The organism is Chryseobacterium sp. CT-SW4 (genome assembly GCF_048572715.1).
Classification (GTDB): domain Bacteria; phylum Bacteroidota; class Bacteroidia; order Flavobacteriales; family Weeksellaceae; genus Chryseobacterium.
The window spans coordinates 1,275,084-1,288,812 of record NZ_CP183840.1 but is presented as its reverse complement, the minus strand read 5'-3'; the positions used below and the strand labels follow the sequence as shown (position 1 = coordinate 1,288,812).

At 38.0% G+C, this 13,729-nt stretch carries 15 protein-coding genes; 3 read left to right on the top strand and 12 right to left on the bottom strand.

Translation table 11 applies throughout. The features are described from left to right. Positions 1 to 100: 100 nt before the first annotated feature. Complete coding sequence (locus tag ABJ974_RS05780; RefSeq protein WP_419870438.1) at positions 101 to 445, bottom strand: phage holin family protein; 345 nt, start codon at positions 443 to 445, stop codon at positions 101 to 103. Positions 446 to 688: 243 nt separating this feature from the next. Here ABJ974_RS05780 and ABJ974_RS05775 point away from each other — a divergent pair, with 243 nt between their 5' ends. Then, complete coding sequence (locus ABJ974_RS05775) at positions 689 to 952, top strand: hypothetical protein (RefSeq protein ID WP_419870437.1); 264 nt, start codon at positions 689 to 691, stop codon at positions 950 to 952. 201 nt (positions 953 to 1,153) lie between these two features. Here ABJ974_RS05775 and ABJ974_RS05770 read toward each other — a convergent pair whose 3' ends face one another. From ABJ974_RS05770 to ABJ974_RS05720, 11 genes are all read right to left on the bottom strand, one after another. Then, complete coding sequence (locus ABJ974_RS05770) at positions 1,154 to 1,576, bottom strand: PaaI family thioesterase (RefSeq protein ID WP_419870436.1); 423 nt, start codon at positions 1,574 to 1,576, stop codon at positions 1,154 to 1,156. A gap of 371 nt (positions 1,577 to 1,947) precedes the next feature. Then, complete coding sequence (locus tag ABJ974_RS05765) at positions 1,948 to 4,068, bottom strand: type IA DNA topoisomerase (protein ID WP_419870435.1); 2,121 nt, start codon at positions 4,066 to 4,068, stop codon at positions 1,948 to 1,950. A gap of 148 nt (positions 4,069 to 4,216) precedes the next feature. Beyond that, complete coding sequence (locus ABJ974_RS05760) at positions 4,217 to 5,092, bottom strand: pirin family protein (protein ID WP_419870434.1); 876 nt, start codon at positions 5,090 to 5,092, stop codon at positions 4,217 to 4,219. A 566-nt stretch (positions 5,093 to 5,658) separates the two neighbouring features. Further along, a complete protein-coding gene (locus ABJ974_RS05755; protein ID WP_419870433.1) occupies positions 5,659 to 6,243 on the bottom strand; it encodes a Crp/Fnr family transcriptional regulator in 585 nt (194 codons plus the stop codon). A gap of 11 nt (positions 6,244 to 6,254) precedes the next feature. Beyond that, a complete protein-coding gene (locus ABJ974_RS05750; protein ID WP_419870432.1) occupies positions 6,255 to 6,563 on the bottom strand; it encodes a hypothetical protein in 309 nt (102 codons plus the stop codon). Between the two features lie 35 nt (positions 6,564 to 6,598). Beyond that, on the bottom strand, positions 6,599 to 8,209 hold the full coding sequence (locus ABJ974_RS05745) for a Na+/H+ antiporter (RefSeq protein ID WP_419870431.1): 1,611 nt from the start codon (positions 8,207 to 8,209) through the stop codon (positions 6,599 to 6,601). A 45-nt stretch (positions 8,210 to 8,254) separates the two neighbouring features. Next, on the bottom strand, positions 8,255 to 8,602 hold the full coding sequence (locus tag ABJ974_RS05740) for a cupin domain-containing protein (protein ID WP_419870430.1): 348 nt from the start codon (positions 8,600 to 8,602) through the stop codon (positions 8,255 to 8,257). A gap of 5 nt (positions 8,603 to 8,607) precedes the next feature. Next, positions 8,608 to 9,228, bottom strand: a complete 621-nt coding sequence (locus tag ABJ974_RS05735; RefSeq protein WP_419870429.1) for an alpha/beta hydrolase — start codon at positions 9,226 to 9,228, stop codon at positions 8,608 to 8,610. Positions 9,229 to 9,231: 3 nt separating this feature from the next. Next, entirely contained in the window at positions 9,232 to 10,185 is a 954-nt protein-coding gene (locus ABJ974_RS05730; protein WP_419870428.1) for a ring-cleaving dioxygenase, read from the bottom strand. A 97-nt stretch (positions 10,186 to 10,282) separates the two neighbouring features. Further along, positions 10,283 to 10,573, bottom strand: a complete 291-nt coding sequence (locus tag ABJ974_RS05725) for a GNAT family N-acetyltransferase (protein WP_419870427.1) — start codon at positions 10,571 to 10,573, stop codon at positions 10,283 to 10,285. A 57-nt stretch (positions 10,574 to 10,630) separates the two neighbouring features. Beyond that, positions 10,631 to 11,560 carry a ring-cleaving dioxygenase gene (locus ABJ974_RS05720; RefSeq protein WP_419870426.1) on the bottom strand — a complete coding sequence of 310 codons (930 nt, stop codon included), beginning with the start codon at positions 11,558 to 11,560 and terminating at the stop codon, positions 10,631 to 10,633. 461 nt (positions 11,561 to 12,021) lie between these two features. On the opposite strand from ABJ974_RS05720, the gene ABJ974_RS05715 reads away from it, so the two are divergent. Beyond that, positions 12,022 to 13,053 (top strand): methionine ABC transporter ATP-binding protein, encoded by a 1,032-nt coding sequence (locus ABJ974_RS05715; RefSeq protein ID WP_419870425.1) that lies wholly within the window; start codon positions 12,022 to 12,024, stop codon positions 13,051 to 13,053. Further along, positions 13,046 to 13,702: a methionine ABC transporter permease MetI gene (locus tag ABJ974_RS05710; protein WP_419870424.1), complete on the top strand. Its 657-nt coding sequence runs from the start codon at positions 13,046 to 13,048 to the stop codon at positions 13,700 to 13,702. The genes ABJ974_RS05715 and ABJ974_RS05710 overlap by 8 nt, the downstream gene beginning before the upstream one ends. Positions 13,703 to 13,729: the final 27 nt, after the last annotated feature.

Below are 13,729 nucleotides of genomic sequence, written 5' to 3'. Positions count from 1 at the left end.
CACAAATTTCATTTTAATAGATTGCCAAAGTTAATATTAAAATAAAAATTCGCCAATGAAAACACGGCGAATTTTGACAGGAATTATCTTTTATAGTTAATTAATCTGCATCTGCAAAGAAAGAACTAACGAGCGACGTACATATCGACAATAAAATACTGAATATAAATGCCCACCAGAAACCGTCTACTACCATTCCTTTAATAAAATATTCGGCAAGCAGTATAATTGCCGCATTGATAACTAATGAAAAGAATCCAAGAGTAAGAATGGTAAGCGGTAATCCGAAGAACGCAAGAATAGGCCGTACGAATATATTTAGGATTCCCAAAACAATGGCGAAAATAATAGCGGTTGAAAATCCTTCAAAATGGACTCCCGGTAAGATCTTCGTTAATAAAAATGCTACAACAGCTGTAATAAGTAATCGAATAATTAAGTTCATATGTTTATCTTTTATAGTTTATGTAAGATAATCAAAACTCATTCCATACCTCATTAATTTGACTATTAATAAAGGATTTTATATATATAATTAATAATCATACCATATAATAACTCCAATTTTTGTTTCTAGGTAAAAACACTGATTTTTTAAAAACGGGGATTTTCTCTCAAACGTTCTCTGTTCAAAATACTGAATTTTACATTTATAGATTTTTAACTTTTAACCTTAAAACTTTACATCATGGAAAACACACCAGACACAGAACTCGTTAAAGGCGGCGGTAAAATGGACGCCGGAAGATCCGATCTATGGCATGTTCATAAGGATCATCTGAAATACGGCTCGATAAAGCAAACCCGCGTAGATTTCAGTGGTAGAACCCTGGACAAAATCCTCGAAAAAATTGCTGATAATTCAGATATTAATGCACGTTATAAAAAAACAGAGGAGCAGCTTCATACTTATAACGAGTGTATAAACTGGATTGAGGAAAATTGTGGTTAATGTACTTTACAGAGGGAATTGCCTGGGATTATCTCAGGCAATTTATTTTAGTGGCTATATACAATTTTACATTACTGTCATTCTGACGAAGGAAGAATCTTATAATATGGCTTAGATTCTTCATTTCACTTCGTTACATTCAGAATGACAGAGTCATAATAATAAGATAAACGCATTAGTGTAAAATGTATGTAATTACCTTTATTTTATTTTCATCATCGTTACTAATGATGTTGCCACATGGCTCTCAGAAGTACCCTGCTCATTGACGGTATAAATTTCCGTACGGATCACACTGATCTTGCTCCCTCCTTTTATTACATACGATTTTGAAATCAGGGCCTCTCCTATAGCCGGTCTCAGATAATTAACCTTCAATTCTACGGTTACTACATAGCAGTCTTCTTCATAATGACTTACGGCTGCATATCCTGAAGATACATCTACCAATGAAGCGATCATAGCACCGTTAAACATCCCTGCTTTTCGGGTCATCATTTCCATTTTTGGAATTTTAATGGAAACAAAGTCGGTGTCTGCCTGAAGGAGTTCGGCTTTATAGAACTTTAAGGTTTCAGAGCGGTTAAAACTGTCGGTGATTAGCTGTTTTTTCTGTGGTGTCATGGATGGGAATTAAATCTTGAGGTACAAAAGTAGGAAATAAATTGTCAGGAGGGCTTTGGGGAAATTTTGTGTTGGTAATAGGGAGATTCTTCATTTCGCTGCGCTTCATTCTGAATGACAGGACGTTTTTTATTATAACCTATTAAATGGCAAACTGTTATTTATTCTGAATGACAGGATATTTCTTTATTATAATCAACTAAATGACAGGACGTTTTTTTATTATTAATGACGAGGTGTTTTTATTATAAGCTACTAAATGATAGGAGGTTCCTTATTATGACGGACAGGATGTTTTTTTATTATGAATGAAGGTACGTTTTCATTATAACACATTGAATAACAATCTGTTTTCAAGGACAGAAGAAGGCTTATTGTAACAGAATTTCAAAATTATCCGATAGGGAAAGTATTCCTTCTGTGGTTCCTTCCGGATGGCTGCTGAACCCTTTAAGCTTTGAAGTTTTTCCTTTGATCACTAAGTCCATAAGCTGTTTATCGGAAAGCTTTTTTCCAAAAATTTCAAACGGAATCTTAAAATTACAATTTTTATAATCTGAACACCCGACGGCTGTTTTCCCTTTCATTAAATGATGTTCCTTACATTTCGGACATTTCGTTTCCTCCCAGGACTGAAGCTCTTTTTTCGCAGCAGGCTCTCTTTTCTTTTTTTCTTTAGTTTCCTTTTCCTCTTCCTGTAAGGTAATTACTTTTCCTTTTCCGTCCACTACTTTCCGTGTAAGATCGGTTACCATCTGGATCAGTTCTTCTTTAAACTGATTAGCTTCATATTCTCCGCTTTCAATTTTACGAAGTTTTAATTCCCACTCTCCTGTTAATTCCGGGCTTTTAAGAAGTTCATCTTCGATGGTATCTATCAGCTGAATACCTGTCTGAGTAGCAATAAGGTTTTTCCTTTTTTTCTCTATGTATTTTCGTTTGAAAAGGGTTTCAATAATGTTCGCACGGGTGGAAGGTCTTCCGATACCATTATTTTTTAACAGTTCACGAAGCTCTTCATCCTCAACCTGTTTACCAGCTGTTTCCATAGCCCTCAAGAGGGTTGCTTCGGTGTAGGGTTTCGGGGGTGAGGTTTTCCCCTGATGGATCATAGGTTCATGGGGACCGCTCTCTCCTACTGTAAATTCGGGAATGGTCTGTTCTTCTTCCTTTTCCTTTTCTTTTTCGGAAGGTTCTTTGGTATCTTTTGCATAAACAGCTCTCCATCCGGGTTCTAAAATCTGCTTTCCGCTTGTTTTAAAGGGGATGGTTCCTACCTGAGCTTCTACCAACGTATTTGAAATTTTACACTCAGGATAGAATACGGAAATAAAACGTTTGGCAATCAGATCATAGATCAGCTTTTCTTCCCGACTGAGATTTTGTGAGGGTGGAACTTCAGTAGGAATGATCGCATGGTGATCCGTTACTTTAGCATCATCAAAAACTGCTTTGGATTTTGGAATCGGCTTTTCCAATAAGGGGGCTATAAGCTCCTGATAAAAAGCCATTTTTCTAAGGATCCCCTCAATTTTCGGATAGAGACTTTCGGATAGATAAGTGGTATCTACACGGGGATAAGTGACATGTTTTTTCTCATAAAGGCTCTGAACATATTTTAATGTATTCTCCGCTGAATATCCGTACTTCCTGTTGGCTTCCACCTGAAGGCCCGTAAGGTCAAAAAGTCTGGGGTTCTTTTCTTTTCCTTCTTTAATTTCAAAGGAAACTATTTCAAATGGATTCTGCTTTAGGTATTCCAATCCTTTTTCGGCACGGTCCAGTGTTTTCAAACGGTCGATGGCAGCATTAAAAATAACATCCCTGTATTTGGTTTTCAGTTCCCAATATTCTTCTACCGTAAAACTGTCTATTTCTTTCTGACGCTGTACAAGCATCGCCAAGGTAGGAGTCTGCACTCGTCCGATAGAAAGCACCGCCTTGTTGCCACCGAATTTTTTTGTAAAAAGCCTTGTTGCATTGATTCCCAATAACCAATCTCCTATGGCCCTGGCATTTCCTGCAAGGTATAGGTTTTTGTAATCTTCTGCGGGTTTTAAATTGTCAAAGCCTTCTTTAATGGCTTCTTCGGTAAGGGAAGAAATCCATAAGCGATGAACCGGTTTATTACATTTTGCTTTCTGCAGTACCCAACGCTGAATAAGCTCACCTTCCTGCCCGGCATCCCCACAGTTTATCACCTCATCACATTCTTCTACCAGCTTTTCAATTACTTTAAACTGATTTTCCACTCCTTTGTTAGGGATAAGTTTGATTCCGAAGTTTTTAGGAATAATAGGAAGAAAAATAAGACTCCAGGACTTAAGCTCCGGACCGTAATCGTGAGGTTCTTTAAGGGTGCAAAGGTGTCCGAACGTCCATGTCACACAGTAGCCATTCCCTTCCATATACCCCTGTTTAGGCATAGTCGCGCCCAATACCTTGGCTATATCTCTGGCAACACTTGGTTTTTCGGCAATACACAACTTCATTAATGGGAATTTTTTAGAAAGGAGTACAAATTTCAGGATTTTTTTTGACTTTTTCGAATGGTATTTTTGAAAAGATTTTACTAATACAAAAGCCCCCTTTCTTCAAGGAGGCTTACAAAGATCTAGAAAATCTACAATGGGTTTACCTTTACATCGTCATCGGCACATCCATCAACAGGATCTCCGTACCTTCCTCATTTGATTTAATGGAAAGCTTTGAAACATCCCATACTCCAAACCCGTCTCTTTCTTGGAGGTTTACTCCTGCTACCTCAGCACTTCCCTTAATAACAAAAGCATATACTCCATTTCCTTTTTTCTTTACTTTATACTCAGTCTGAATATCTTTTTCAAAGGTTCCCAAATGAAACCATGCATCCTGATGAACCCAAACTCCTTCGTCCTGAGGATCTGGTGAAAGTATTTGCTGAAATTTATTTTGTCTTTGGGTTTTGTCCAAAGTAATCTGATCATATCTTGGGGTTACATTTCTTTTGTTAGGATAAACCCAAATCTGAAGAAACTTCACCAGCTTATCGGTATTTTTATTGAACTCACTGTGCATAATTCCGGTTCCGGCACTCATCACCTGGATATCCCCGTTATTGATTACCGTTGTATTTCCCATACTGTCCTTATGCTCAAGATCTCCTTCCAGCGGAATACTTATAATCTCCATATTGTCATGGGGATGCGTTCCAAATCCTCTCCCTGCTTCTACTTTATCGTCATTAAGCACCCTTAATACTCCAAAGTGCATTCTTTCCGGGTTATGGTAATTGGCAAAGCTAAATGTATGGTGACTAAGGAGCCAGCCATGATCGGCTTTCCCCCGGGAATCTGCTTTATGAAGTACAGAATTGTCTTTTATTTTAGAGTCAGGATTGGGTAAGTGATTATATCCTATGGGCTCCAAAGGTTCTATTTCATCAATTTCATTTTTCATGGTATTTCCAAGTGATGCTGATGCGACAAACATTCCTGTGCCGAGTAATCCTTTTTTTAAGAAATCTTTTCTGTCCATGTCTGATTTTTTGTTTGTTCTTGATAGGGCAAATATAGGAAGGTGGAGGGAGGTGGATATTTAACTAGTTTAATAAATTTATTTTTCTTTTAGGTTTTATGTTTGAATGATAAATGGGTGGGATTTATTTTTTCTCTCGCGGATGGCGCGGATTTTTTCCTAGGTTCTGTTATAAGGGTATTGTATTATAAGTAGAGAATTTAATTAATTGCTGGGAGATACTTGATTGTTTTTTTATTTCGCGGATGATGCAGATTTTTTTCCTAGGTTCTGCTATAAGGGTATTGTATTATAAGTAGAGAAATTATTTTTTGGTTGATAGATACTTGATTGTTTTTTTTATCTCGCAGATTACGCAGATTTTTTCCTAGGTTCTGCTATTAGAGTATTGTATTATAAGTTATAAGTAGGGAACTTAATTGATTGCTGGGAGATACTTGATTGTTTTTTTATCTCTTGCGGATGATGTAGATTTTTTGTTATGTTATAAGTTAGTGGGAGGGAGAGTTGTGAGTTTGGAAAATAAGGCATCTTTGGGATTTTTATTTCCGTTTGCCGGGCTGGCTTTATTTTTCTTTGGTTGCGAGACGTTTTCTTATGGTGCTTACAAATTCTTTTGAAACTCCTAAGTAGGACGCTATATAGTATTGGGCTACACGCTGAGGAATGGAAGGATATACTTTAATAAATTCCAGATATCGCTCCGTGGCGGTTTTAGATATGGTATTGATTAAACGGTTCTGTAAAGTGGAAAGACTTCTTTGTACCAACATTCTGAATACACGCTCAAATTTAGGATAGGCTTCCAAAAGCTTTTCTTTAGTCGCCGGATTCAGGAAATAAATTTCCGAGTCTTCCAGAGTTTCCATATATAGTTTGGAGGGTTTCTGCTCATGAAAGGAAGCTATGTCACTGATCCACCAATCTTCAATGGCAAAAAGTATCGTAACCTCAAATCCGTTATCATCAAGGTAATAAACCCGTACACATCCTTTCTGAATGTAACCTTCAAACTGACATATTTCTCCTTCCCTCAACAGTACATTCTTTTTGGGAATTGCCTGACACGTCAATAAACCTGTAAAGAACTTTTCTTCATCGGCACTTAAGGTAATAAACCGTGAAATATTCTTAATGATATTTTCAAACATAGGATAGGATTTTAAGGTAATAAATCAGGAAAATGCGAATACACTTCATTTTTTAACAACCCGCTTCCTCCGCCATAGTGATCAATTACTTTGATCCTGCCTTCTACGTTGTCACAAAAAGCTTTAATCTCACTTTCAAATTCTTCGTCCAGCCCGGAGCTTAGCAGCACAATATCCACATGATTATTTTCCAGGTATTCGTAGCAGTTGTTCTCGTTGCAGATATCTGCATGCCAACCTTCATTATTTTCTATAATTCTCTTGAGTGTATCAAGGATTTCTTGATTTTTTCCGAGCACTAAAAATTGCAGTATTTTCATATATATGTTGTTTTAAAAATGGTTCTATGAAATAATTACATATGTTTCGTTCCTGTTATTTTAAGTTCATTAAGATCGAGCTGGGATTCCGCTTTTCTGATTTCTTCATCACTGAAAAGTTTTTGTCTTTTCATTTTGACCAGTTCTTTCCTCTGTAAGTTAAAAATATCCAACATAATATGGTGGTATTCTTTGAGATTATCTTTTCCATTGGAAGAGGTATCGAGCGAATCCAGGTGGTTCTGGTTTACCCGAATGCTATTTTCCAGAGATTTTTTAAGGTTCTGTACTAATCCGTTGGTTTCAAGGCTTTCCTGATAATTTTCATCAATTCTTTCCAAGGCAAGGCTATCCAATTGTATACGTATTTCCGACTGTTGCTGATCTCCGGGCTTTAAAGGATCAATTTCTCCCAGATTAACCAGCTTAATGAGTAGCGGAAGCGTTAACCCCTGAAATACCAATGTCACAAAAATAACCACAAAGGTAATAAAGATAATAAGGTTCCGCATAGGAAATGTTACTCCGTCAGTCATCATTACGGGAATAGAAAGTGCCGTAGCCAGAGACACTACTCCCCGCATTCCGGCCCAGCCTATGATTAAAGGATTTTTCCAGCCCGGTGTCGGATCCTGTCTGATTTTTTTACTTATCCATCGGGGAATATGGGCAACGGGATAAATCCAAAGTAAGCGTACGATAATTACAATGAGACTGATCAGCAAACCATATTTGATTCCTTCCATGACGGAAGTTTCTCCCAACCCCTGCATAATATCCGGAAGCTCCAATCCTATCAATATGAACACCAATGCATTCATCACAAAGATCAGGGTATTCCAGACTCCTACCATATTGACTCTTGTATTTCCCGTTTTAAACATTTCATGGGAGCGGAAAGACATGAACAACCCCCCGCTTACCACTGCCATTACCCCGGAATAATCAAAATGCTCTGCTGTGAGAAACAGAATGTAAGGAGTGATTATGGATAAGGCTGCATCAATAGCCGGCGTGGTCGGTAAAAAACGGTGAATTGCATAAAAAACATGAGCTCCTGCAATCCCTACAATAATACCCATTCCTGCCACCAGAAAAAACTGTCCTGTGGCCTCCTGCATGGAAAAGGCGCCTGTAAGCACCGCCGCCAGTGCAAAGCGGAAAATAATCAGTGAGGAAGCATCATTCACCAAACTTTCCCCTTCCAGTATGGTAATTGTTCTTTTGGGTACTTTCAGACCTTTTAAAACGGTGGTAGCTGCGACTGCGTCAGGAGGTGATACAATTCCACCCAACAGAAATCCTAATGCCAGTGTAAATCCGGGAATAAATGCCTGAGAAACATATGCCACCACAATGGAAGTAAGAAACACGAGACCGAACGCAAGAAGTGATATCGTCCGCTTCCATTTCCAGAAATCATTCCAGGAGGTATACCATGCTGCTTCGTATAAAAGAGGTGGCAGGAAAATAAGAAAAATAATTTCGGGATCGAGCTTTAAAACGGGTACTCCGGGAATAAAGCTGATTCCCAATCCCGCAAGTACTAAAAAGATAGGGTATGCTACTCTGATACGCTGTGCCACCATAACCAGCAACAGCACAATAATCAGAAGTCCCAGTATAGGAAGTAATTTTTCATGCATGGTTTTTACAATATTATTTCAATTTACCTAAATCTTTTTTTAATTTCAGATATGGATAAATATGGAAGTTCTTTCTTTTTTCTTTAAATTTTTTGTTTTATGTCCTTTCCCGGTAACATCTTCCACAAGGAGGATTTCACCGGTTTGGAATTTTCTTTTTTCACCGAGTGAAGTTTCTATTTCCACTCCTCCGTCCAATAATACTATATATTGCTTTTGGGGAGCGCAATGAAAATCATAATCATAGGTAGCAGGCACTTTCCTGAACTGTAGCCGGCTGGCTTTAAACATCGGGGACAGAAAACCTATTTCTCCCTGATCTTCGAGAGCAATTTCTACCTCTTCAAAATGAGTGTCTCCATTTTCATCATTAAAAATACGGGTAATTTTCATTATTTTCATTTAAAAACAATCGAATTTGCCCATTCTATTTCTTCCTGATTGATTGAATGTCCAAAGTTTTCATACACTTTTTCTGTAACTTCGGCATTCATTTCCCGCAAAATATTGGCGGTAGCATATACTCTCTCCACCGGAACATGGAAATCCGGATTGCTGGTTCCTAAAAATACGGGAGTTCCTGCAAAATCCCCTTTATAGTTTTCGCGGTTGATCTTTTCTCCGATTACTCCTCCGATAATAGCAACTGCTCCTCCATAGCGTTTTGCATTTCTGGAAATATATTCCATGGTAAGACATGCTCCCTGTGAAAAACCAAAAAAGTATATATTTTCAGGGCTTATTCCTTCATCCAATGCTTTCTTTACCGTCTGACCCACGATTTCCAAGGCTGATGACAGCCACGGCTCATTCTGATCTACCGGTGCTATAAAGGAGTAAGGATACCAGGTGTGATTGGTGGCCTGTGGGGCGAGCAATGCATAATCCTTTACGTTGAAATGTCTGGACAGAGATAAAATATCTTCTGCGCTTCCTCCTCTCCCATGGATCATGATGAGTGCTTTTTCAGCTTTATCTAAAGGGGTTCCTGCTGTTTTTATATCTAATGTATGAACCATATCTTATTTATATTTTTCTATTGGGTAAGTAAATTTGGGAAGCACTTCCAACAGGTGTTCTCTTTTTTCTTCAAACTGTTCCGGCAACATTAAGTTTTCCCCCAGGGATTGAAGTTCTTCATCTACATCAAATCCAGGTCCTGATGTGGCCACTTCAAATAAACCCCCTCCCGGTTCTTTAAAATAAATGGAGGTGAAATATTTACGGTCTTTCACTTCCGTATGCTGCATTCCCAATGTATTTAATCTTTCCATCATTTCCAGTTGGGACTCCCGGTCAGGGGTGGCAAAAGCCACATGATGAACGGTCCCTTTTCCCGGCAGTCCCTTTAAAGCAGACGGATTGCATAACAGGTCCACATATTTTCCCGGAAGATTTTCAGCTCCGAAACGGAACCTGTCCGAACTTTCAGAGATGAGCTGGTGATCCATATGCTGGGTAAGCAGTGCTCCGGTTCTTTCATAAGAGTCCAGCCATATTTCAACATGGTGGATTCCTTTTATAGCATAACCGGAAGGAATAAATCCATTATAATAGCCTTTCCTGCTGTCTTTATCATTGAATACAAGTTCCAATCCCAGTCCATCAAAGTCTTCAAGATAAACAAATACTTCTCCTGAAAACCGCTGTTGCGGCTGTTTATAGGAAATATTAAATTGTTTCAACCTGTCCAGCCAATAATCCAGCCCGTCAATAGACAGTGAAAAGGCTGTTGTATTCAGCATTCCTTTTCCATGTCTGCCATTTGCCAGGTTCTTTCCGTAAGGAAAAGTGGTCATAATGGTTCCGGGAGTCCCGAATTCATCCCCGAAATAGAAATGATAAACTTCTGAATTATCAAAATTAACGGTTGTTTTAACCAGCCGGAGTCCCAAAACCCCGGTGTAAAAGTCTATATTTTCCTGTGCATCCCCTGTTATAGCGGTAACGTGATGAAGTCCTGTAATGAGTGACATAATAAGGTAAGTTTTTTATTTTCCGATTATTTTAGTTGATAAGCTGAGTCCAGTGTAAGTAAACTTCAGCCGGTCTCAATTGAATGAAGGCAGAGCTTTAGTCTTTAAACAAAACATCATTATATTCTTCAGGATGACGTTTGAACTGTGCATGTACGTAAGGGCAGAGGGGAACTATCTTTAATTCGTTTTCCCTTGCATAGGATATCAGTTTTTCCAGTAAGATTCTGGCAAAACCTTTTCCTTCATATTCCGGATTAACTTCCGTATGGTAAACCGTAAGCTTATTTCCCATCACCGAAATATCCATTTTTCCTGCTTTTTTATCTTCAGAGAAAAGCTGAACTTCGCCTTTTCTCCCTTCTAAAACTACTTCTGCTCTTTCCATTTTATTTATTTTTTTGTTATTACGAATTTATCACCTTTATATTTCCTGAATAATATCCTATGATAATTTTGGTAATACTCCTTCTATTTTCCCGCGTACTCCTTCGTATTGTTTAGGAAGCTTAAGGTGTGTTCCCAATTCATTTAAAGGCTCATCTACGGTAAAGCCAGGGTTATCGGTTGCAATTTCAAACAACACACCTCCCGGTTCGCGGAAATATAAAGAGTAAAAGTAATCCCTGTCTATTTTCGGAGTGATGCTGAGGCCTGCTGCCAATACTTTTTCACGGTATTCCATTAAAATAGTATCATCTTTTACACGGAATGCAATATGGTGATTGGTTCCTGCTGCATTTCTTCCTGCCGGAATGGTGCTGTCTTCAATAATATCAACCAGGTTTGCGGTTTCAATAGCATCGGTAGCCACACGGAATCTATTTCCCTCCTGCTTCTGAAGATCGTACCCCAAAATATCCGTAAGGACTTTCAAAGTAGGGTCTGCTTTTCTTAACGTTAAAGTTACATTATGGAAACCTTTTAATGCATTTTCTTCTTTAATTTCCTCTGTAGTCCAAACTTTTCGGTTGTCTTCCGGAGCTTCTATAAATTGTAACTGAAGACCGTCCGGATCATTGAATCTGATCATTTTTTCCCCAAAGATTTCATTTTCCTGAGTTTTCACATTAAACTGATCCAATCTTTTTTTCCAAAATTCCAGACTTCCTTTCTGAACCGCATATCCGATATGGGTTGCTAATCCGCTTCCATTGGTCCCCTGTCCTATTCCTTCCCATGGAAAGAAAGTCAGAATGGTTCCCGGAGTTCCGTTTTCGTTCCCGAAATAAAAGTGATAAGTTCCGGGATCATCAAAATTTACCGTTTTCTTTACAAGTCTTACTCCTAATACCTGAGTGTAAAAATCCAGATTTCTTTTAGCATTGTTCGCAATAGCCGTAATATGATGGAGTCCTAATATTCTGTTTTCCATATCTTTAATTTTTATGCTAAATTAATTCAATCTATCATCCTATCCGTTTAACTAGTTTAATAAATCACAGAATAGAATAGTTTATATTTAAATTTTTAACAATTATTATTAAATATATAAATTATTCTCTATTATTGCTGATCATATTTTCTTATTTTTTTGAAAACTTAAAGTTCATACAACCAACGACTTAAAAATATATTTTTCATTAATTTTTAAAAAGTCCACCTGATTAATAGACTAATAAAAATATATGTTATATATTTGCAACCGTAGAAAGAAAAAAATGAAAGTAGGTTTTCAAATAAATTCAATGGAGAAATGCTGTACCAATACTGAAAAAATGTATTGCAATATGTCTGTATTTCAACATTGCAGTGGTTAACCTTATTTTATATTACCATATTTATTATAGGCCTTACCACGTTGTAGGGCTTTTTTATTTAAAGAACAACATCAGCATGATAGAGTTAAAAAATATATCAAAAACATTTCTAAAAAAGAATCAGTCTTTTAAAGCACTTGATGGTATCAACCTTTCCATTGAAAAGGGAGATATCGTAGGAATTATCGGTTTTTCGGGAGCGGGAAAGAGCACCCTGATCCGTACCGTAAATCTTTTGGAAAGACCGGATAAAGGAGGAAATATCATTATCAACGGCAGGGATTTCACCCAGCTAAAGCCTAAACAGCTCGCCCACGAAAGAAAGAAAATCGGAATGATTTTTCAACATTTCAACCTCCTTTCCTCCAGAACTGTTTTTGATAACATCGCTCTTCCCCTGGAACTGGATCATAACAGCAAGGCGGAAATCCATAAGAAAGTCAATGAACTGCTGAATATCGTAGGACTGGAAGATAAGGCACATGACTATCCCAAAAGCCTTTCGGGGGGACAAAAACAAAGGGTGGCCATTGCCAGGGCTCTTGCCAATGATCCTTACCTCCTGCTGTGTGATGAGGCTACCAGTGCGCTGGATCCGGCTACCACACAATCTATCCTACAATTGTTAAGAGACATCAATCAAAGGTTAGGAATTACCATCCTGTTGATTACCCACGAAATGGAAGTTATCAAAGCGATCTGCAACCACGTAGCCGTTATTGACCAGGGGAAATTACAGGCAAAGGGTACATTAAGTGAAATTATTTCCAATAAAGAAAACCCCATCATTAAACAATTTATTAATTCGGACATCATGACAATACCTCAGGAAATTAACCAAAAACTCCAGAAAGAGCCCCGGGATGGACTCTTCCCTCTGGTAGAAATAGAACTCAATGAAGCCATCACGGTGGAAGAATTGCTTTCAACGATTTATGATCAATATAAAATACCTTATAAACTTCTGAAAGCTGATGTAGAGTACCTTGGAAATTCCAACTTTGGAAAACTTCTTATACATTTGCAGGGAAAAGAGGAAGAAAATCAAAAAGCCATTTATTATTTTAACCAGAATAAAATTCAAAATACAGTAAGAGGATATGCTTAGTGACACAGTGATTTCCCTATTATTAAAAGGGGTTTGGGAAACCGTTTATATGACTTTTGTATCGGGATTTTTTGGATTCGTTCTGGGATTGCCCATCGGGATTTTTTTATTCCTGACAAGGAAAGACCAGCTCCTTGAAAATAAAATTTACAACAGAACCTTATCCGTTTTTGTAAATATTTTCCGGTCCATTCCTTTTATCATTCTTATCGTATGGATGATCCCTTTTACAAGGACTATTGTAGGTACCTCTATCGGAATGAATGCGGCACTGGTCCCCTTAAGTATAGGAGCAGCTCCTTTCATTGCCAGGCTGGTGGAAAACAGCTTGCTGGAAGTTCCTAACGGATTGATAGAAACCGCAAGAGCCCTGGGAGCCACCCCTTTCCAGATCATTAAAAAAGTTTTACTCCCCGAAGCCCTACCCTCACTTATTAATAATGCTACCATTACTTTGATTACCCTGGTAGGATATTCCGCGATGGGTGGTGCCGTAGGTGCCGGCGGACTGGGACAAATCGGCTATCAATACGGATATATCGGTTATGATGCCACCATTATGAACATTGTACTGGCTTTACTGGTTGCTTTGGTTTTCATCATCCAATTTACCGGAGACCGCCTTGCCAAAAGCTTTGATCATCGATAAATAATAAAAAACACAACCTATTTATAC

Coding starts and splice junctions, on each gene's coding strand:
- ABJ974_RS05780 (WP_419870438.1), bottom strand. CDS start 445: ATGAACTTAATTATTCGATTACTTATTACAGCTGTTGTAGCATTTTTA.
- ABJ974_RS05775 (WP_419870437.1), top strand. CDS start 689: ATGGAAAACACACCAGACACAGAACTCGTTAAAGGCGGCGGTAAAATG.
- ABJ974_RS05770 (WP_419870436.1), bottom strand. CDS start 1,576: ATGACACCACAGAAAAAACAGCTAATCACCGACAGTTTTAACCGCTCT.
- ABJ974_RS05765 (WP_419870435.1), bottom strand. CDS start 4,068: ATGAAGTTGTGTATTGCCGAAAAACCAAGTGTTGCCAGAGATATAGCC.
- ABJ974_RS05760 (WP_419870434.1), bottom strand. CDS start 5,092: ATGGACAGAAAAGATTTCTTAAAAAAAGGATTACTCGGCACAGGAATG.
- ABJ974_RS05755 (WP_419870433.1), bottom strand. CDS start 6,243: ATGTTTGAAAATATCATTAAGAATATTTCACGGTTTATTACCTTAAGT.
- ABJ974_RS05750 (WP_419870432.1), bottom strand. CDS start 6,563: ATGAAAATACTGCAATTTTTAGTGCTCGGAAAAAATCAAGAAATCCTT.
- ABJ974_RS05745 (WP_419870431.1), bottom strand. CDS start 8,209: ATGCATGAAAAATTACTTCCTATACTGGGACTTCTGATTATTGTGCTG.
- ABJ974_RS05740 (WP_419870430.1), bottom strand. CDS start 8,602: ATGAAAATTACCCGTATTTTTAATGATGAAAATGGAGACACTCATTTT.
- ABJ974_RS05735 (WP_419870429.1), bottom strand. CDS start 9,228: ATGGTTCATACATTAGATATAAAAACAGCAGGAACCCCTTTAGATAAA.
- ABJ974_RS05730 (WP_419870428.1), bottom strand. CDS start 10,185: ATGTCACTCATTACAGGACTTCATCACGTTACCGCTATAACAGGGGAT.
- ABJ974_RS05725 (WP_419870427.1), bottom strand. CDS start 10,573: ATGGAAAGAGCAGAAGTAGTTTTAGAAGGGAGAAAAGGCGAAGTTCAG.
- ABJ974_RS05720 (WP_419870426.1), bottom strand. CDS start 11,560: ATGGAAAACAGAATATTAGGACTCCATCATATTACGGCTATTGCGAAC.
- ABJ974_RS05715 (WP_419870425.1), top strand. CDS start 12,022: ATGATAGAGTTAAAAAATATATCAAAAACATTTCTAAAAAAGAATCAG.
- ABJ974_RS05710 (WP_419870424.1), top strand. CDS start 13,046: ATGCTTAGTGACACAGTGATTTCCCTATTATTAAAAGGGGTTTGGGAA.